Source organism: Halopseudomonas sp. T1L2, from assembly GCF_055397385.1.
Window position 1 is genome coordinate 653,612 of the sequence record NZ_AP040865.1, and the last position, 18,970, is coordinate 672,581.

At 60.3% G+C, this 18,970-nt stretch carries 14 protein-coding genes; 11 read left to right on the plus strand and 3 right to left on the minus strand.

Going from position 1 to position 18,970, the window contains the following annotated elements; genetic code table 11:
* Positions 1-384 precede the first annotated feature (384 nt).
* The 6 genes from ACZ5WQ_RS03170 to ACZ5WQ_RS03195 all read left to right on the plus strand — a co-directional run bounded on the left by ACZ5WQ_RS03170 (position 385) and on the right by ACZ5WQ_RS03195 (position 5,841).
* Positions 385-552 carry a hypothetical protein gene (locus ACZ5WQ_RS03170; RefSeq protein WP_464383127.1) on the plus strand — a complete coding sequence of 56 codons (168 nt, stop codon included), beginning with the start codon at positions 385-387 and terminating at the stop codon, positions 550-552.
* Between the two features lie 74 nt (positions 553-626).
* A complete protein-coding gene (locus ACZ5WQ_RS03175) occupies positions 627-1,442 on the plus strand; it encodes a radical SAM protein (protein ID WP_464383128.1) in 816 nt (271 codons plus the stop codon).
* An 8-nt stretch (positions 1,443-1,450) separates the two neighbouring features.
* Positions 1,451-2,047: a DUF4823 domain-containing protein gene (locus tag ACZ5WQ_RS03180; RefSeq protein ID WP_233049428.1), complete on the plus strand. Its 597-nt coding sequence runs from the start codon at positions 1,451-1,453 to the stop codon at positions 2,045-2,047.
* A gap of 22 nt (positions 2,048-2,069) precedes the next feature.
* Positions 2,070-2,651 carry a DUF1285 domain-containing protein gene (locus tag ACZ5WQ_RS03185; RefSeq protein WP_269687624.1) on the plus strand — a complete coding sequence of 194 codons (582 nt, stop codon included), beginning with the start codon at positions 2,070-2,072 and terminating at the stop codon, positions 2,649-2,651.
* 255 nt (positions 2,652-2,906) lie between these two features.
* Positions 2,907-5,060: an adenosylcobalamin-dependent ribonucleoside-diphosphate reductase gene (locus ACZ5WQ_RS03190; protein ID WP_088275361.1), complete on the plus strand. Its 2,154-nt coding sequence runs from the start codon at positions 2,907-2,909 to the stop codon at positions 5,058-5,060.
* An 82-nt stretch (positions 5,061-5,142) separates the two neighbouring features.
* The gene (locus ACZ5WQ_RS03195) at positions 5,143-5,841 is read left to right on the plus strand and encodes a TSCPD domain-containing protein (RefSeq protein ID WP_088275359.1); all 699 of its coding nucleotides are present in this window, start codon (positions 5,143-5,145) and stop codon (positions 5,839-5,841) included.
* A 106-nt stretch (positions 5,842-5,947) separates the two neighbouring features.
* On the opposite strand, the gene ACZ5WQ_RS03200 is transcribed toward ACZ5WQ_RS03195, so the two are convergent.
* Positions 5,948-6,295: a hypothetical protein gene (locus ACZ5WQ_RS03200; RefSeq protein ID WP_464383129.1), complete on the minus strand. Its 348-nt coding sequence runs from the start codon at positions 6,293-6,295 to the stop codon at positions 5,948-5,950.
* A gap of 87 nt (positions 6,296-6,382) precedes the next feature.
* On the opposite strand from ACZ5WQ_RS03200, the gene ACZ5WQ_RS03205 reads away from it, so the two are divergent.
* The 3 genes from ACZ5WQ_RS03205 to ACZ5WQ_RS03215 all read left to right on the plus strand — a co-directional run bounded on the left by ACZ5WQ_RS03205 (position 6,383) and on the right by ACZ5WQ_RS03215 (position 12,217).
* Positions 6,383-7,177 (plus strand): alpha/beta fold hydrolase, encoded by a 795-nt coding sequence (locus ACZ5WQ_RS03205; protein WP_269687622.1) that lies wholly within the window; start codon positions 6,383-6,385, stop codon positions 7,175-7,177.
* Between the two features lie 53 nt (positions 7,178-7,230).
* Entirely contained in the window at positions 7,231-9,303 is a 2,073-nt protein-coding gene (locus ACZ5WQ_RS03210; protein ID WP_269687621.1) for a PQQ-dependent dehydrogenase, methanol/ethanol family, read from the plus strand.
* 208 nt (positions 9,304-9,511) lie between these two features.
* The gene (locus tag ACZ5WQ_RS03215) at positions 9,512-12,217 is read left to right on the plus strand and encodes a LuxR C-terminal-related transcriptional regulator (protein WP_464383130.1); all 2,706 of its coding nucleotides are present in this window, start codon (positions 9,512-9,514) and stop codon (positions 12,215-12,217) included.
* A 188-nt stretch (positions 12,218-12,405) separates the two neighbouring features.
* Here ACZ5WQ_RS03215 and ACZ5WQ_RS03220 read toward each other — a convergent pair whose 3' ends face one another.
* Entirely contained in the window at positions 12,406-13,779 is a 1,374-nt protein-coding gene (locus ACZ5WQ_RS03220) for a DUF1329 domain-containing protein (protein ID WP_464383131.1), read from the minus strand.
* A gap of 18 nt (positions 13,780-13,797) precedes the next feature.
* Positions 13,798-15,597: a DUF1302 domain-containing protein gene (locus ACZ5WQ_RS03225; RefSeq protein ID WP_464383132.1), complete on the minus strand. Its 1,800-nt coding sequence runs from the start codon at positions 15,595-15,597 to the stop codon at positions 13,798-13,800.
* 246 nt (positions 15,598-15,843) lie between these two features.
* On the opposite strand from ACZ5WQ_RS03225, the gene ACZ5WQ_RS03230 reads away from it, so the two are divergent.
* A complete protein-coding gene (locus tag ACZ5WQ_RS03230; protein ID WP_338213737.1) occupies positions 15,844-17,316 on the plus strand; it encodes a helicase HerA-like domain-containing protein in 1,473 nt (490 codons plus the stop codon).
* A 57-nt stretch (positions 17,317-17,373) separates the two neighbouring features.
* The gene (locus ACZ5WQ_RS03235; protein WP_338213736.1) at positions 17,374-18,948 is read left to right on the plus strand and encodes a DNA recombination protein RmuC; all 1,575 of its coding nucleotides are present in this window, start codon (positions 17,374-17,376) and stop codon (positions 18,946-18,948) included.
* Positions 18,949-18,970 lie beyond the last annotated feature (22 nt).

Here is an 18,970-nt window from a genome sequence, read left to right on the forward strand (position 1 = left end):
GCAGTGGAGGGTAACTCTAGCTGGTCGGTCTCCCGTCCGTGGCCTGCGACGTTTGAGGCGTGGCCACTTGGTGTGCCGGGCGCCTGGAATGGATTTTTCGTCCGTACTTGTCACCCGCGACTGAACCTTGGCGCCGGCCGCCTCCCTAACCTGAGTCGGTATTTTATGGTTGTCGGGTATGGAGTGGAACCTCGCCCTGGCGATTATGGGATTCTGGTCCGCAACGCCGACGGGGTGGTTGTGTTTAACTCCAACTCGAACGTTGTTTTCGGCGCTGGTGCCAGTTCCGACTGGCGGTACATCCAGCGTACCGGGGCCGGGAGCATTGGGTACACCGCGACTTATCAACTCCCAGTGTCTATCCCGAGCGATTGCTATTGTTCAGTGATCCCTACCCAACGCTACCGACGCTACAACGGGGAGTACGGTGAAGTCGGCATGTTTACCTACCGTGGACGCACCCAGCGATACATCTGGGGCGGTCGCTCCGGCACTCCGGCCTTTACCCCAATGATCTGGGTAAGGCCGTCTCGTCCTGTCGAGTGGTGGTGATCGGCTCGTACCAATTTTTGTACCAAAAGAGGGTGCCGGGGGGCGATCAAGGGTGAATCCCCTCCTGGGAACCCTTGACTAGATACCCCCCGACACCCGAACATACCCATCTGAGGACGTACACGGCGCCGCAGAAGAAGTTTCGTGCCCGCGACGAGGCCGAAGTGCTGGACGAGATTCGCCGGGTTGGCGAGCGCTATATCGTGAATCGCATTTTTCTCGCCGACGGGGATGCGATGGTCCTGCCGACCCATCGTTTGCTGCGGATTCTCGAAGCCATTGCCGAGCACATCCCGAGCGTCGAGCGGGTGACCTCGTACTGCCTGCCGCGCAATCTCAAGCGCAAATCGGTTGAAGAGCTGAAAGAGTTGCGTGAGGCCGGCCTGGCGATGCTGTATGTCGGTGCCGAGTCAGGCGATGACGAGGTGCTTGAGCGGGTTAACAAGGGCGAGACAGCCGCTTCGACAGCCGATGCCTTGATCAAGGCGGGGGAAGCTGGCTTGAAGCGTTCGGTGATGATCCTCAATGGCCTAGGCGGTCTGTCGCTTAGCAAGCAGCACGCGCTGAACTCCGCCAAATTGCTGAACCAGACCCAGCCGGAGTTCGTGTCGACGCTGGTCGTCAGTTTCCCCCAGGGGATGGAGCGATTCCGTGAGCGTTATCCGGATTTTGTCGAGTTGAATCAGCAGCAACTGTTCTCCGAGCTGCGCCAGTTCGTTGCCGAGCTGGCGCTGGACAACAGCACGTTTCGCAGCGACCATGCATCCAATGCCCTGGTCTTGAAGGGCGAGCTGGGGCAGGACAAGGACCGGTTGCTGGCGCAGATCGATCACGCCATCAGTCGGCCTGATCAGGCGGGCCTGCGTCCAGAATGGATGCGCGGACTCTAGGAGATGCTATGCGCTACGCATTGATGCTGTTGGCAGTGTTGCTACTGTCGGGCTGCATGAAGCCCTCCGATCTGCAGGATCAGGCCGGCTACTATCTGGGTGATGCCGGCGTGCTCAACCATTACCGCATCAAGCGCAGCAGCACCTGGGTTATTCAATCCGACTCCAAGCTCTATATTGCCCAGGGGCATTTCCTGCCCGTCGGCAATCCCTATGCCCGTCCCAATGTGGTTGCCGAGGAAGCCTTTGCCGCAGCCGTCGAAGTCTTTCCTGTTGTGCGCCGTGCCCAGCAGCCGCTGGGGCTGGAGGAGGCGCTGGCCGAGGCTCGCAGTTTCGGATACGACTACCTGCTCTACACACGGTTTGCCGCAGCAGATGATGCCGTGGGCAGTATCGAAGAGTGGGAAGAGTCCGGCCAGTGGGGGGATCTCGGGCTGGATCGGGGCGTGCTGCAACTGATGCTGCTGGAGGTCGGTACTCGCCACCTGGTCGATTTTGCCCGTATCGAGACACGCGGTGGCTTCCTGCAGTTTTACAAGGCCTCGCCCGAAGACCTGCTGCGCCCGCCGCTGCAGGATTATACCGGTCAACTGCTGGGACGCTGAGGGCGTCCGGTCAGGAGGAAAAATGTCCGATCGTGCACCGCCGCCGCAGTCGCTGCTCAATAGTCTGCCGCAGCGCGGAGAGTTGCAGCGCCGTGAGCCTGCGCCCGTGCATTTGTGGAATCCGCCGCTCAGTGGCGAGATGGATATGCGTATCGCCCGTGACGGCACCTGGTATCACGAGGGTGATCCGATCCGGCGCCTGGCGCTGGCGCAGCTGTTCTCAACCATCCTCAGGCTTGACGAAGACGCGCGCTACTACCTGGTAACGCCGGTGGAGCGCTGGGCGATCCAGGTCGACGACGCGCCCTTTGTCGCCGTCCGCCTGTCTGTCAGTGGCGAGGGTGAGCAGCAGCAACTGCTGTTTCATACCAGCCTCGAGGATGAGGTCCCGCTTGATGGGGAGCATCCATTGCGCGTTGAGCTTGATCCGCAATCCGGGGAGCCGTCTCCCTACATCAGAGTTCGCGCCAATCTGGACGCACTGATAAGTCGCACGGTGTTCTACGAATTGGCCGACCTGGCGGTTGAGGCCGAAGTCGCAGGTGTGCAGCGAATCGGTGTATGGAGTGGTGGCCGCTTCTTTCCGATAGACGGCGCCGATTAGGTGCGCGATCTGCGCCGGCGTGCCAGTACAGGGCACGCCGGGACAGTACTCTCCTGTTGTTAACGCTCTGCCTGGTTGTCAACCCGGAAAACACAAAAAAGCGTGTTTTTTTGATGTTGATATTTACCATATGTGGGTCTAGCATTGCCCGGAATGCACAACAAATAGTGTTTTGTCGGCCGGGATGCGTACAGGTCAAAAGCCTTTGCGTCAAGCCCTAGATGGTGGTTCAGGTCGCGTTTTCAGGAGACAGAAATGAGTCAAACAGCCAAGGTGCAGCGCCTGCATAATGTGGTGACCAGCATCCCTTTGCAGCCCGCGTCAGAAGACATTTGGGATACCAAATACCGCCTCAAGACCAAGGATGGCAAAGCCATCGACAAGTCGGTTGACGAGACGTTTCAGCGTGTCGCTCGTGCCCTGTCCGAGGTGGAAGCACCGGAGCTGCGCGAGGAGTGGTACGAAAAGTTTCTCTGGGCACTGCGTCACGGCGCGATTCCGGCTGGCCGTATTACCTCCAACGCCGGGGCACTTGAGCACAAGCCGGCGACCTCGACGATCAACTGCACCGTGTCGGCGACCATCGGCGATTCGATGGACGACATTCTCGCCAAGCTGCACGAAGCGGGTCTGACTCTCAAGGCCGGTTGCGGTATCGGTTACGAGTTCTCCACCCTGCGTCCGAAGGGCGCCTACGTCTCCGGCGCCGGTGCCTATACCTCGGGCCCGCTGTCGTTCATGGATATCTACGACAAGATGTGCTTCACCGTGTCCTCTGCCGGTGGCCGCCGTGGAGCCCAGATGGCGACATTCGATGTCGGTCATCCGGACGTGATGGACTTTATTCGCGCCAAGCGCGAAGGCGGCCGTCTGCGCCAGTTCAACCTGTCATTGCTGATCACTGAAGAGTTCATGAAGGCGGTTGAGGCCGATGCCGACTGGCAGCTGGCGTTCCCGCTGAATCAGGCCGAGATGGAAGCCGATGGCGTTGACGTCAACGATGCGGAACAGGTGATCTGGCGCGAGTGGCCGAGCAACGAGCGCTATGTCAGCCGCGCGGATGGCCTGGTTGCCTGCCGTATCTTCCGCACCATGAAAGCGCGTCGTATCTGGGACATGATCATGAGTTCCACCTACGACTTCGCCGAGCCTGGCTTCATCCTGATTGACCGTGTCAACGAGATGAACAACAACTGGTTCTGCGAGGAGATTCGCGCAACCAACCCCTGTGGTGAACAGCCGCTGCCGCCCTATGGCGCCTGCCTGCTGGGTTCGATCAATCTGACGCTGTTCGTTCGTGACCCGTTCACCGAAAAGGCCCGGTTTGACTGGGACGAGTACCGTCGCGTTGTCGACATCTTCACCCGTATGCTGGACAACGTGGTCGAGATCAACGGCCTGCCGCTGGAGCAGCAGCGCAACGAGATCTACCGCAAGCGCCGTCACGGTATGGGCTTCCTGGGCCTTGGCTCGGCCATGACCATGCTGCGCATGAAATACGGTGAGGCCGCCTCCCTGGAGTTCACCGAGCAGGTGTCCCGCGAGATGGCCATGCAGGGCTGGCGTACCGGTCTGGCGCTGGCAGAGGAAAAGGGCGCCGCGCCGATCATGGACGAAGAGTTTGTGGTGACCGAGGCGATGCTGGCCAAGCGTCCGGAAATGGTTGCTGACGGTATCAAGGCCGGTGACAAGGTCGCTGGCAAGGTGCTGTGGGCCAAGTACAGCCGCTATATGCAGCAGGTGGCAGGCGAAGATGCCGAGCTGGCCGCTGCACTGGCCGAGAAAGGTTCGCGCTTTACCCACCACAGCTCTATCGCGCCTACCGGTACTATCTCGCTGTCGCTGGCCAATAATGCTTCCAACGGTATCGAGCCGAGCTTCGCGCACCACTATTTCCGCAATGTGATCCGCGAAGGCAAGAAGTCGAAAGAGAAAGTTGACGTGTTCAGCTTTGAACTGCTGGCGTACCGTCATTTCATCAATGCTGATGCGCTGCCGAGCATGGACGCCGAGTCGCGCAACCTGCCGGAGTACTTCATCGCCGCTGATGACGTGTCCCCGACTCAGCACGTTGACGTCCAGGCCGCGGCTCAGAAGTGGATTGACTCGTCGATCTCCAAGACGGCGAACGTGCCGACCGACTACCCGTATGAGTCCTTCAAGGACATCTACATGTACGCCTTCCACAAGGGGCTGAAGGGTTGCACGACCTTCCGTTTCAACCCGGAAGCATTCCAGGGCGTACTGGTCAAGGAACAGGATCTGGCCAACACCACCTACCGCTTCAAGCTGGACGATGGCACCTTCATCGAGGCCAAGGGTGGCGACGAGATCGAGTATGATGGCGAGCTGCACACCGCCGCCAACCTGTATGACGCCCTGAAAGAAGGCTACTACGGCAAATTCTGAACCCGTGCCGCTGCGGCGGCACACGGTAGTTCGCAAACCTGATGAACCGGCCACGCCCAGGCGTGGCGAGGAAGTGAAAGACATGGCACTGAAGATCAACAGCAAGATTGTCGACTATGCTGTAGTCAAACCCGATGAACCGGCCAAGGCCCCGGAAGCCAAGGCTGCTCCGGCGATCGAGGAAATGCACGAGAAGCTCAAGCGCCCCGAGTTTCTTGAGGGCTCGACCTACAAGATCAAGACTCCGACCTCGGAGCACGCGATCTATGTCACCATCAATGACGTCGTGCTCAACTCCGGCAGCGACCACGAGAGTCGTCGTCCCTTCGAAATCTTCATCAACTCCAAGAACATGGAGCACTATCAGTGGATTTCAGCCCTGACGCTGATTATCTCTGCTGTGTTCCGCAAGGGCGGTGACTGCACCTTCCTGGTTGAAGAGCTGCGCAGCGTGTTTGACCCCAAGGGTGGTTATATGAAGCGCGGTGGCCGCTGGAGCCCCTCGCTCGTCGCTGAAATCGGCGACGTGCTGGACCAGCACCTCAAGCGCATCGGCATGATCAAGGACGAGATGGACGATCACCAGCAGGCGTACCTTGAGCAGAAGCGCGCCGAGTTCGCCAATCTCAAGCCCCAGGCGCAAACTGAAGCCGACTGCGACGACAGCGCCAACGCCTATCCTGAAGGTTCGCAGATGTGCGGCAAGTGCCACACCAAGGCCGCGATCCAGATGGACGGCTGCCTGACCTGCCTGGCTTGCGGCGACAGCAAGTGCGGTTGATCAAACCTGCTCGCAGTGTCTGAAAAACGCGCCCTCAGGGGCGCGTTTTTTTGACCTGAAAGCAGCAAGCAGCAAGCAGCAAGCAGCAAGCCGCAAGCTGCAAGCTTCAAGCCAAAAGCCAAAAGCCAAAAGCCAAAAGCCAAAAGCCAAAAGCCAAAAGCCAAAAGCCAAAAGCCAAAAGCCAAAAGCCAAAAGCCAAAAGCCAGGGTTTGGTGTGGTAGCCTGGCTGCCATCGGGTGCTGCCCAAACTGAAAGTCAGGGTCTGCCGTGCAACAGGCGGTAAGGTCTTGCTCTTTCCGCAACCACAAACGCAAACTCTTGGCTTCCAGCTTGTTTTTGCTTGAAGCTTGTCGCTTGTCGCTTGTCGCTTGTCGCTTGTCGCTTGTCGCTTGCAGCTTGCAGCTTGCAGCTTGCGGCTAGCCTCAGCCGCTTGCCGCTGTAGCCATCCATTCATCCTCCCCATATCCCCCAACAGGGGGGCTGAACCTGCAGGGTTCCTGACCCTAGCATCAGGCTCCGACATTCAACGCGGGGTCTGGTCATGGCTTACCTGACGGTAAATAACGTTCGTCTGCACTTCGAGCGCTTCCCCCAGCCGGGCAAGCCGGTTCTGGTTCTGAGCCATTCACTGTTTTTTGACTGGCGGATGTTTGAGCCGCTGATCGAGTTGCTGCACCCGTATTTCGAGATCATTGCCTACGATCACCGGGGGCAGGGCTTGAGTAGTCGCAGCGGGCCGCTCGACATGGATTCGCTCACCGAGGATGTGGCAGCTCTCATCGATCTTCTTGACCTTGCGCCCTGTTACGTTGCAGGCAACTCCATGGGGGGCTTCGTTGCCTTGCGCCTTGCTGCCCGTTATCCCGAGCGTCTGGCGGGGTGCATAGTGATGGGCAGCAGCGCCGATCGGGAGCACCAACTGGCCGAGTTCGAGCCGCTGGTCAATCAGCTGGCTGCCGAAGGTGCCGCCGATCAGGTCGATACCCTGATGTACATCATGTTCGGGGATCAGACCCTGCGCAGCCCCGAGCACGCGGCGCTGTGCGCTCGGTGGCGTACGCACATGCGCAAGTTGGGGCCGGATATCGGCGTAGCTGCCAGGGAGGTCATCCATCGCGCCTCCGTACTCGATGAACTTGCCGGCCTGCGTGTGCCGCTGCTGGTCCTGGCTGGCGCTGAAGACCATGCCTACAGCACGGCGCTATCCGAGCAGATAGTCGAACGCAGTGGGCGCGGGCAGTGCAGGGTGATTTCGGCGGCCGGTCACTCGCTGGCGCTGGAGCAGCCGGCACAGGTTGCCGATGCGATTCGCCAGTTCGCTGCCGATGCCGTCTGAACGTCAATAAACAGATCTACGACAACAATAACGACAACAGAAGAGTCATGCCCATGAAGAAGTTGATTGCCTTTCCCCTGGTGGCGTCATTATGTGTGCTGGCGACTGCCGCACCCGCGGTTACAGTGGATAACGCCGCGATGCTGACGGTAGAAACCGATGGCAGTGAGTGGTTGAGCTACGATCGGACCTGGTCGCAGCAGCGCTTCAGCCCGCTGCAGCAGATCAATACCGGCAATGTTGATCAGCTTGGGCTGGCGTGGTCCATTGATCTGGACAATACCCGCGGGCTGGAGGCGACACCGCTGTATCACGATGGCGTGCTGTACACGTCGCTCTCCTGGAGTCGAGTAATGGCGGTGGATGCCGAGAACGGCAGCATTCTGTGGAGCTATGATCCCGGCGTAGACCGTGCACGGGGGCGCCAGGCGTGCTGTGACGCGGTCAATCGCGGCGTCGCACTGTGGAAGGGCAAGGTATACGTCGGTACGCTCGACGGCAGGTTGATCGCGCTGGATGCCAAAACCGGTAAGCCGGTCTGGACCCGGGAAACAGTCGACAGGGAGAAGCCCTACACCATTACCGGCGCGCCCCGTGTACTCAATGATATGGTCCTGATCGGCAACGGTGGCGCAGAGTTTGGTGTGCGCGGCTATTTCTCGGCCTATGATGCGGCGACCGGCGACATGCGCTGGCGTTTCTACACCGTACCGGCAGACCCGGCCCAGGGGCCTCAAGCCTCGCCTGCGCTGGAAAAGGCGCTGCCGACCTGGAGCGAGAAAACCCGCTGGGATCTCGGTGGCGGCGGCACCGCCTGGGACAGCATGGCCTATGATCCGGCATTGAATCTGCTGTATGTGGGCACCGGCAATGGCTCTCCGTGGAATCGCGAGGTTCGCAGCCCTGGCGGCGGCGACAATCTGTATCTGTCATCCATCCTGGCCCTGCGCCCCGAGACAGGCGAACTGGTATGGCACTACCAGACTACCCCGGGGGATAGCTGGGACTATACCGCAACCCAGCAATTGACCCTTGCCGAGCTGGAGATCGACGGCAAGCCGCGTCAGGTCATCATGCAGGCCCCGAAGAACGGCTTTTTCTATGTGCTTGACCGGGCGACCGGAGAGCTGCTGTCTGCCGAGAAGTTCGGCAAGGTGACTTGGGCAGAGCGTATTGACATGGCAACCGGGCGTCCTGTCGAGGCGCCAAATGCGCGTTACGAAACCGAGCCGGCACTGATCTGGCCAAGCCCTTTCGGCGCACACAACTGGCATTCGATGTCCTACAGCCCGCTCACCGGACTGGTGTATCTGCCCTATCAGGAGATACCTGCGACCTACGCCAACGAGGGCGGAAACTTCGTTGTACGTAATGCCTTCAACACCGGAGCCGGCCTGGAAAACCGGGGGCTTCCGCGCGAGTATGCAACCGGTGCCCTGATTGCCTGGGACCCGGTCAAACAGGCACCAGCCTGGCGGGTGGAACGGCCCAACCACTGGAACGGTGGCACTCTGGTGACCGCAGGTAATCTGGTTTTTCAGGGTACCTCGGCAGGTCAACTTGAGGCCTACAGTGCTGACGCGGGGCAGCCGCTTTGGCAATTCTCTACACAGACCGGCGTCATTGCCGCGCCCATGACCTATCGTCACAACGGCGAACAGTACATTGCCCTGATGGCAGGATGGGGCGGCGCTGCGGCGTTGTTTGGTGGCGATGCAGCCGTTGCTGTCGGCACGCGGAACGTCAGTCGCATGCTGGTGTTCAAGCTGGGTGGCAAGGCCGCGTTGTCGCCGGCACCGCTGCAGCAGCAGGTCGATCGGGTCCCGCAGCCGGTGGTCGCTGCCGCCACTGACATCAGCGCAGGGGCCGACCTGTATGCCACTTACTGCATGGTCTGTCACGGCGCTGGAGCAGTTGGCGGCGGCGTCATCCCGGATCTGCGTCATTCTTCCGACGCCGTTCGCGATGCCTGGGAAGCCATCGTTTTGCAGGGTGCGTTCAGCGGCAAGGGTATGGCCTCGTTTGCGGACAGCCTGTCAGCAGAGCAGGCCCGCCAGATCAAGCTGTACGTGATGCAGCGTGAATACGAGAGCGCCTTGCCAACCACTCAGGTCGAAACCGAGTGAGCCGTTGGCGTTCAGTCTGTGACTGGTGATGCTGATTGAGTATTTACTCTAAACAGTGCCGTTCGTATGATGGGGTGGCTGGCAATGGCGGTCACCCCTTCTCTCTGGCGCTGTTGCCGTGCGCTGTGCTGCCGCTCTGCTAGGGTAGGTAGTGGAATAACAAAAAGAGGCTGTCGCAGGCAGCCCGTGCTCGGCATGGATCGAATTCATGAACAGGAATCGCGTGGAATGGATTGCTCCGCAATCCTCCCCCGGGCAGGACGGGGGCAACGATCTACCGGTGTTGCTGACGACCAAAATCACCCCACCGCGTCGTGGCCGAGGCGTTCTTCCTCGCCCGCGTCTTGAGCAGCTTGCCGAGCGACTGACCGAGCGTCGCGTCGCCATTGTCGAAGCGCCACCGGGGTACGGGAAAACCACGCTAGCCGGCATCTGGGCCGAGCGTCTCAGCGGTCTGGGTCATGGGGTTGCCTGGTTGTCGCTGGATACCGAAGACAACAGCGCCCACCGTCTGCTGTATTACCTGTGTGGCGCTATCAATCATGTGTTCCCGTCGATTGCCAATCACTGTCTGGCGTGCGCTGCCCCCCTCTCAACCTGCAGTGCGCAGTGTCTGGCAAGCCTGCTGCTCGCCGATCTGGAGCAGCATGCGCAACCGCTGACGATCTTTGTCGATGATTATCACTGCATTGCGGATGATGTGCTGATCGAGGCGCTGCGTTTTCTGGTTCAGCGCGCGCCCGAGCACGTTCATCTGGTGTTTATTGGTCGCAAGGATTTGCCGGAGGCGATAGTCGAGCATTGTTATGCCGATGATCGGCTGGATATCGACGCGGCGCTGCTGCGGTTCGATAGCGATGAAACCCGCGATCTGCTGCGCAAGGGCGGACTGCAGCCCGAGCAGGGCGGTGACCTGTACAGCATCCAGCAGGCCGCTGATGGCTGGATAGCGGCATTGCGAGCGTACCTGCTGGCGCCGGCACCGGGTAGCGGGCGCTATATACCACGCAGTATCAGCAATCTGTTCGACGAGTTGCTGGGCCAGCTGGATGTCGATACCTGTCGAGCGCTCTGCTCGGTTGGGCTGCTGGAGAAGTTCAGCCTGCCGTTGCTGCGCAGCCTGCTGGGTGACTCTGCGGCAGAGGCGCTCCTGCAGCTTTTGCGGCGACGTCAATTATTCCTCAATGTGCTGGATGAACAGGACAGCTGGTTCAGCCTGCACCCGTTATTTCGTGAGCACCTGCGCAGCGCCTGTCTGGCCCGGGATGACGTTGCGGCGCGGCAGTTCCTGCTTGGCGCAGCCCGATGGTTCGCCGAGCGCCAGCTCTGGTTTGATGCGATCCAGCTTGGGATGTTGAGCGGCGATGTGGAGCAACTGCGAGAATGGATTCAGGAATGTGCTACCACCCTGATGGAACAGGGTGACTTCAGCACCCTGGTACTGATGGAAAAACGCTGGAAGATGCAGTCGGGTAACAGCTCGCTGGCACTCAAGGTAACCCGTGCGTGGGCCATGGGGCTGGCGCTGGAATACGCGTCGGCCATGCGTATTGCCGAGGAGCTGGAGGCAGAGATTCAGCAGCTTGAGCCGGGAGAGGACGCGGCGGCGCTGCATTGGGAAGTACAAGCGATCAAGGCCATGCTCTGGGCGCTCGACGATCGCTACGGACTGGCTGCGCCGGTTGCCGATGCCTGCATCAGGTCAGGCCTTGGCAGCCCGTGGGCTCGCAACGTGTTGCTCAATATCCTCTGTGGCGCGCACATGCGCGCCTGCCGCTGGGACCAGTTATACGCATTGCCACCGACCCAACTCCTGCAGCAGGGAAATGGTGGCTACTTCGTGCATGAGTGCTACCGCAAATCGCTGTATGCCCTGAGTGAGTTCTATCAAGGACGCATCGTTCAGGGCATGGCGACGCTGGACGAACTGCTGGAGCAGGCCGACGAGTTGTTCGCCCCGGATTTGCGTCGGCCCAATCCGGTATTGACGGCATTGCCCAAGGGTTTGGGAGCGTTCGGTCATTACCTGCGCGCAGAGTATGCAGAAGCAGACATAAAGCTGCAGGAGGCGTTGCCTTACATCAAGACCGGCAGCTTTATCGAGTGCACCGCATTTGCCTGCATGACGCAGGTTCGGCTGCTGGCTCATCAGTCGCGTTTTGCCCAGGCTCGGCGGGTGCTGGATGAGCTTGAGTCGCTGGCATTGGAGCGTCGCTGGCCCAGGTTGCAGGCGCGTGCGCTGCTGGAGCGGGTCAGACTGCACCTGATTGAGCGCAAGCCGCGTGAGGCCAATGTCTGCAGTGCCATGCTGCAGCAACTTGCGCGGCTCGATTGGCCCGACCAATGGGTTGATCGAGCCTACTTTGCATTATTGTCGCGTCTCTGGCTGGCGCTGGATCTGGAACGTTGTGAACCCGCGCTGTTGGATGAGGCGCTGGCTATGCTGCAGCAGATGCGCACCAGCGAGATCTGGATGTATTACGTTGAACTGGGCATCGTTACTGGCGTGCTGTTGAGCCGCGAGCGCGGTATCGCCAGTGCCGCTGCGCTGCTGGAGTCGGTCGTTGGCATTGTCCGGGACACGGGGATGGTAAGTCTGCTTGCCGACCTGCCCGGGCATGATATTGGCGCTTTGTTCGCGCGTTACTGCCCGCCTGATCTGCAGCTTCAGCTTGCCGACATGCTGGGGCTGGATACGCCGGTGGAGGAAGGCGGCGGAAACGGTGCGTTGCTGACGCTGACCGTCAAGGAGCGGCAGGTTATTCAGTTGGTGGCCGAAGGTAAGTCGAACAAGCAGATAGCGCGTGATCTCAACGTCACACCCGAGACGATCAAGTCACACATGAAGAACATCTTCGCCAAACTCAAGGTCGACAATCGCGCCCAGGCTGCGGTGATGGTGCAGCAGGCTTAGTGGCGACAGCCGCTAGCCGCAAGCCGCAACAGAAGCAGAAGCAAAAAGCCGGCAGCGGTGGCTGGCAGCAGGAGCAGTGCGGTGGAGTGGAGGCGATCAGCTTGCCGCTTGAAACTTGCGGCTTGCAGCTCCGAGAGGAGCCCCCTGTCGCCCGGAGCAGCGGAAACGACAGGGGGAGAGGGTGGATATCAGCGGATACCCGAGGCGCGCAGTGCGTTGGGAGTGAAGTCGGCAGACGACGCCTTGAAGCTGAAGTCGTAGGGCTTGGGTTCTTCGTTGGTCATGCCCAGCGCCATGTAGCGTCCGTTCTGCAGGTCGTACAGCGTTTCCAGAGCGTATCCGGGGATTTTCAGATCGAAGCGTTGCAGAGCCATCGCTTCCGCTACGCGCCACAATCCCCCGCGGCCATCGTAGTGGTCGATAGCACCAGCTAGCCAGTTATCCTCGTCGATAAAGAAGTGGCGCTTGGCGTAGACGTGACGCTGGCCTTCCTTGAGGGTGGCTTCCACTTCCCAGACGCGGTGCACTTCGTAGCGCACCAGATCCTGGTTGATATGGCCCGCCTGGATGATGTCATCGTACTTCAACTCGCGTGAGGCAAGAGCGAGGTTGTTGTACGGGATCAGCAGTTCACGCTTGCCAACCAGTTTCCAGTCGTAACGGTCGGGCGAGCCGTTATACAGGTCGTAATTATCGGAGACCCGGGTGCCGTCCGCACCGAACGCCGGTCCGTCATAGGCCACCTGGGGTGCGCGACGCACGCGGCGTTGGCCGGCGTTGTAGATCCAGGCGGCGCGCGGCTCCTCGACCTGGTTGATATTCTCGTGCACCAGCAGTACGTCACCGGCCAGGCGTGAGGGCGACAGGATACGCTGGGTGAAGTAGAACATCAGGTTATCGGAGATCTTCGGGCCGTAATCGGTCAGTGCGGTAGCAAAGCTGTACGCATCCTGCAGAATCACCATGGTGTTCGAACCATTGGCCTGCGGGGTTGCCTGCGCGATAACGCGGGTAAAGCTGCCACCGCGATAGCGGGTGATGTGGTTCCAGATAACCTCCACACCGTTTTGCGGAATCGGGAAAGGATAGGCCGTGTCGAAGTTTTCTAGGCCGTTTCCGCCCTCGGCCAGTTGTGTATTGACGGCGTTGCGGGCGACCGCGTCAAACACCTCTTGCGGCACGGTAGCGCTGCGGTTGGTTTGGAAGACCCGCATGCGATAGGTATCAGGGTAGCGTCTGAGCATGGCCTTCTGGCCTTCGGTCAGCATGTCCGCATACTGATCCATGTTCGCCGCAGTGATGGTGTATTGCGGCTGCTCGCCGGCGAAGGGGTCGCCAAAAAAGCCGTCGGCGTCGACCGGCGCCGCATCGGTTGCCATGCCGCCGGTCCAGGCGGGAATGGTGCCACTGGCGTTGCCGGCACGTTCCGCGCCCATCGGGGTCAGTGTGGTTTGCAGCTTGGCCGCCTCTTCCGGAGAGACGGCTGCGCTGACCGACAGCGCAAGGGCGCTGAGCATGGCGCCACCGAGAATCTGCAGGGATCGTTTGTGAATCGGTTTCATCGCTTGCTCCGTTTCTTATTAGAAGTTAACGCCGACGCTGACAGCAACGAAGTCGCGGTCAGTGTTGGGGTTGTAGTCGCCACCGAAGGAGTTGGTGTAGTTGATGCTGGCGTTGTACTTGTTGTTGTACACCCCGGTCAGGCCGACGCTGGCGGCCATGGAGCCTTCAACAAAGTTCGGACCGGTGCCGTCAACATCGTGTGAGAACGCGAAGCTGGGCTTGAGCGCCACGCCCGCGAAGCCCTCGTATTCCATGTTGACCAGGGCGCGGTAACCCCAGGAGCTGCTGGTGTAGAAGCCGTCATAAGTGCAGTCCGACGGGTTGGCGGTGTTAAGTACGCCCTCGCACGCTCCAAACGGCAATGGCCCGGAGCCATACAGTGAGTCACGCCCGTAGCGCAGTTCATCCAGGCCTTTCTTGATGCCGCTGACGTGGTTGTAACCGACTTCGCCGATGACGGTCATGCTGCGCGCGCCGAGGATATTGTCAAAGATACGGACCGCCGTAACCTGCGCCTGGGTGACCGGCAAACGCTTATAGCCCTGAATGATGGTGCCGGGGGGAATGGCTACGCCGAAAACAGCTCCGGGCACGTGGCCACTGGTGTTCAGCGGCGTAACGGCGGTACCGAGGGCTGCACCGGTCAAATCGTTGGAGCTGATCTGGACTGGCTGGTTTGGTCGGTAGCTGAGTTCACCTGACAGCGCAGTACCGCCAACGTTGGTCTGGAAGCTTACGCCGTAGATACGGATGTCTTCCGGGTAGGCGAGGAAGTAGTTACCCAACAGGGCCACGTCAACTTGCCCGGTCTGGGAATTGGGCTCTGCACCAATGACCGTCTGGCCGCCAGCTGCGATAGTGTTATAGGTTGGCAGGCGGCTGTGAATGTTCATGAAGTACAGGCCGAACTCGGTCTGATTCAACTCCTCCGCGTAGTAGCGGAACGATACGCCAAATTGTCCGTCGTCCCTGGCGTCTACGTCGCCGGCGCGCGGTACATAGACAAAGGTTGGATCGCCGTTGGCACCGTTTTGGCTTCCCCCAACGCCGACCTGGTAGCAACCGTCAGCCAGGGTATCGCCCGGCGCGAAGAAGGTACCGCAGTTGTCGATGACCGTCTGATCCCACTCCAACTGGTAGAAGGCTTCCATCCCGAGATTTTCAGTCAGGCTCTGGGACAGGTAGAGCATGTTGACCGGAATAAGGCCTTCCTTGATCTCCGCGCCGGGTCGACGGAAGGCGGCCGCGTCGATCGGGTTGATGCTGTTGATGCCATTCTGAATGAAGGTACTTTCACCCCAGCTCACCACCTGCCTGCCGATGCGGACCGAGCCCGGCATGTCGCCAATGGCATAGTTGTGGTAGAGGAACGCATCGAGCAGCTGCACGCCGGAGGCCTGGGCCGCGGTCTTGCGATTGTCATCGTCGATGTCGTACAGATCCTGGTGCCCGTCCTTAAGCTCGAAGTCGTACCAGTATTTTCCGCGCAGGAAGACGCCGGTATTACCGTATTGCAATGACAGGTCGTGGATGCCTTTGAAAATGGTCGAGAAGGCATCGCCCTTGTCGAAGTTCAGGCGATTGTCGTCGGTGTTGGCGGCGTTGGCGTTGCCACCGTTGTTGGCCCAGATCAGGTCCTTGTCCGGGCTGGCGGTTGCCCAGCTGGAGCCGATGGAAATGCTGGAGTCGAATTGGCCTTCGATTTCACCGATGTCGAATCGCACCGCATGCGCAGGCAGTGCGGAAGCCATTGCGATGGCGACAACCATGGGTTTGAGGCTGCAGGTCAGAAACGTTCTTGTTGTTATGTTCTTCATGTTGTCCTCGCGCCGGGCGCTTGTTGTTATTGAGGATCCCAGGCTCGCAGCAGTGACGGGACGCCGTTCTGCCGCAGGATCTCATTGTAGTCCGATAGGTTTCGTGTTTATACCCCCCCTAATGGGGGGTGATGGGGCGTGGGGCGAGGTGCGTTCGGCCTGCAACGGGTAGGTCAGCTTGCGTCGCTGGCGACCTGGTTCATAATGCCTGCGGGGCGTCCGTCCCGGTTACCAGGAGAGAGGCTGATGACTATTTCCCCGCTGCTGATAGGTGGCAATCAGGCTGGCGGCGTGGCGATTGAGCCGCGCATGGCCAATCGTCACGGGTTGATTGCGGGCGCGACCGGCACCGGTAAGACCATTACGCTGCAGGTGTTGGCGCAGGCCTTTTCGCAACTGGGTGTCCCGGTGTTGGTGCCCGATATCAAGGGTGACTTCTCGGGCATCGCGAAACCGGGTGTGGTATCGGAAAAGCTGCAGCAGCGCGCCCTGCGTGTAGGTATTGACGCTCTGGAGCCAAAGGGTGCGCCGGTGGTGTTTTGGGATGTGTATGGCGAGAAGGGGCATCCGCTGCGTCTGACCATTTCCGAGCTTGGCCCGCAACTGCTGTCGCGGTTGTTGGGGCTGAATGAAACCCAGAGCGGCATCATCGATATTCTGTTCCGGGTCGCTGATGATCAGGGCTGGCTGCTGCTCGACATGAAAGACCTGCGGGCGATGCTCAATCATGTCCACGAGCTCCGTGCCGAACTGGGGCCGCGTTACGGCAATATCTCACCGGCCAGCGTCGGCGCTATCCAGCGCTCGTTGCTGCGTCTGGAACAGCAGGGCGGGGAGCCGTTGTTTGGCGAGCCTGCCGTCTCGCTGGATGACTTTCTCCAGGTCGACGAGCACGGTCAGGGCGTGGTCAATATCCTGCATGCCGAGCGCCTGTATAGGGAGAGCCCGCTCGGCTATGCCTGTGTCCTTCTGTGGCTGCTGTCCGAGCTGTTTGAGCAGCTGCCGGAGGTTGGTGATGCCGACAAGCCCCGGTTTGTGCTGTTCTTTGATGAGGCGCACCTGCTGTTCAATGACACCCCTAAGGCGCTGCTGGATCGGATTGAACAGGTCGTGCGGCTGATCCGCTCCAAGGGTGTGGGCGTGTACTTCGTTACTCAAAGCCCGCTCGACCTGCCGGATGCCGTGCTGGCGCAGCTAGGCAACCGGGTGCAGCACGCGCTGCGCGCGTTTACTCCGCGGGACCAGAAAGCAGTCCGTGCTGCGGCCCAGACTTTCCGCACCAACCCGGATCTGGATACCGAAGCCGTGATCACTGCTCTGGGCGTGGGTGAGGCGCTGGTCTCGGTGCTGGATGAAAAAGGCTCGCCGTCCATCGTGCAGCAGATCTGGGTGCGACCGCCGGACAGTCAGATGGGGCCGATTACGGACGCCGAGCGCGCTGCCATGCTCGCCTCCTCACCGCTCAAGGGCGTGTACGACGAGCCGGTTGATCGCGAGTCTGCCTATGAATTGCTGCAACAGCAGGCCGAGCGTTCGATGTCGGAAGAAAAACCGGAAACGCGCAAGCAGGGCACCACGCGCAGCCGGCGTGAAAAGAGCATGGCCGATGAAGTGACGGACATGATCACGTCGTTTGGCCGCAGCGCCATGCGTTCCATCGGCACTCAGCTTGGTCGACAGATTGTGCGCGGGCTGCTGGGGTCGCTGCGCAGCCGCTAAGGCGGTTACATTCCAGTGCGCGCGCAGGGATAATGGCGGCAGTTAAAGGAGAATTGCATGCCCGCGCTTGATCTGACTTTGTTGTTACCTGTGCTTTCCCTCGCATTGCTGGCTGGCTGGGGGCTCACTGCCTGGCTGTTGATGCGCCGCAGCAGCGCGCTGCAGGAGCAGCTTGCCGAGGTGCAGGCGCAGCTCGGGGAGGCGCAGATTACCGCGCAGCAGGCCCAGCTGGAGCTGCATCAGCAGGGCAGTGAGCGCGGCGCGCAGCTGACTCGCATTGAGCATCTTCAGGAGTCCCTGGCCGAGCTGCGTGAGCAGCAAAAGTTGCTGCAATCAAGGCTCAGCGAACAGCAGGCCCAGCAGCAGCACTGGCAACTTCAGGCCGAGCGCGCACAGACGCTGGGGGTAGAGCAGGGGCGTCAGCTGGATGAGCTGCGCAGCGAGCGTCAGCGTCTGCAGGGCCGTTTGGATGCAGTGCAGAGTGAGTATGAAGACCTCAAGGTTCGTCACTCGACCCTCGAAAGCTCCCTCGAGCAGCGCCAGCAGCACTTTGCCGAGCAACAGCAACTGCTCAAGGACAGCCGTGAGCAGCTGAAGATGGAGTTCGAACAGCTGGCGGGCAAGATCTTCGAAGCCAAGGGGCAGGCCTTTTCCCAGACCAGTCAGCAGTCGCTGGATGCGCTGCTGAAACCCTTCCGTGAGCAGATCGACCAGTTTCGCGCGAAGGTTGAAGACATCCATCACAAGGACACCCAGCAGCAGGCCACCCTGGCGGCAGAGCTCAATCATCTCAAGGAACTGAACCGTCAGATTACCCAGGAAGCGCATGATCTCAGCACCGCGCTGCGCGGCCAGAAAAAGACTCAGGGTAACTGGGGTGAGCTGATTCTGGAGAACGTGCTGGAACGCTCGGGGCTGCGTGCCGGCAAGGACTTCCAGCGTGAGGTCAGCATCAACAACGCCGAAGGCAAACGCCAGCGCCCGGACGTGCTGGTCTACCTGCCGCAGGACAAACACCTGATCATCGACGCCAAGGTGTCGCTCAACGCCTACACCCGCTATATCAACAGCGAGGACGAGGCCGAGCGGCGCATTGCCCTGGGTGAGCACGTGCAGTCGGTCAGTGATCGTATTCGTGAGCTGTCGGATCGCAACTACTTTGAGCTGCCGGGGCTGAATGCGCCGGAGATGGTGTTTATGTTCATCCCCATCGAATCGGCCTTTGTTGAGGCGCTGAAAGCGGATGAGAGCCTGTTCCAGAAGGCGATTGAACAGAATGTGCTGGTGGCGACTCCAACCACGTTGCTGACCAGTCTGAATATCGTGCGCCAGCTGTGGCGCTTTGAAGACCAGAACCGGCACACCGCGGAGCTGGCCGACCGCGCCGGCAAGATTCACGACAAGCTGCGCACCTTTCTGTCCAGCATGGACGGCATTGAAAGCAGTCTGGACAAGGCCTCGCAGGCCTATCGCAAGGCGCGGGACCAGCTGGTCGACGGACGCGGCAACCTGGTCAAGCAGGTCAACGAGTTCAAGGAACTGGGCGTCTCGGTCAAGGCGGAACTCAGTGAAGAGTGGACCGATCGCGCTGCGCTCGAGTTGTCCCATGAACGCAGCGAAGAAATGCCCTGATACGGTGCATTGCCCCGGTCAG

Excerpts from the sequence above, each read along its gene's own strand:
- ACZ5WQ_RS03215 (WP_464383130.1), top strand. The coding sequence starts at position 9,512 with ATGAACAGGAATCGCGTGGAATGGATTGCTCCGCAATCCTCCCCCGGG.
- ACZ5WQ_RS03225 (WP_464383132.1), bottom strand. The coding sequence starts at position 15,597 with ATGAAGAACATAACAACAAGAACGTTTCTGACCTGCAGCCTCAAACCC.
- ACZ5WQ_RS03185 (WP_269687624.1), top strand. The coding sequence starts at position 2,070 with ATGTCCGATCGTGCACCGCCGCCGCAGTCGCTGCTCAATAGTCTGCCG.
- ACZ5WQ_RS03230 (WP_338213737.1), top strand. The coding sequence starts at position 15,844 with ATGACTATTTCCCCGCTGCTGATAGGTGGCAATCAGGCTGGCGGCGTG.
- ACZ5WQ_RS03205 (WP_269687622.1), top strand. The coding sequence starts at position 6,383 with ATGGCTTACCTGACGGTAAATAACGTTCGTCTGCACTTCGAGCGCTTC.
- ACZ5WQ_RS03190 (WP_088275361.1), top strand. The coding sequence starts at position 2,907 with ATGAGTCAAACAGCCAAGGTGCAGCGCCTGCATAATGTGGTGACCAGC.
- ACZ5WQ_RS03180 (WP_233049428.1), top strand. The coding sequence starts at position 1,451 with ATGCGCTACGCATTGATGCTGTTGGCAGTGTTGCTACTGTCGGGCTGC.
- ACZ5WQ_RS03195 (WP_088275359.1), top strand. The coding sequence starts at position 5,143 with ATGGCACTGAAGATCAACAGCAAGATTGTCGACTATGCTGTAGTCAAA.
- ACZ5WQ_RS03210 (WP_269687621.1), top strand. The coding sequence starts at position 7,231 with ATGAAGAAGTTGATTGCCTTTCCCCTGGTGGCGTCATTATGTGTGCTG.
- ACZ5WQ_RS03235 (WP_338213736.1), top strand. The coding sequence starts at position 17,374 with ATGCCCGCGCTTGATCTGACTTTGTTGTTACCTGTGCTTTCCCTCGCA.
- ACZ5WQ_RS03200 (WP_464383129.1), bottom strand. The coding sequence starts at position 6,295 with ATGAATGGATGGCTACAGCGGCAAGCGGCTGAGGCTAGCCGCAAGCTG.
- ACZ5WQ_RS03220 (WP_464383131.1), bottom strand. The coding sequence starts at position 13,779 with ATGAAACCGATTCACAAACGATCCCTGCAGATTCTCGGTGGCGCCATG.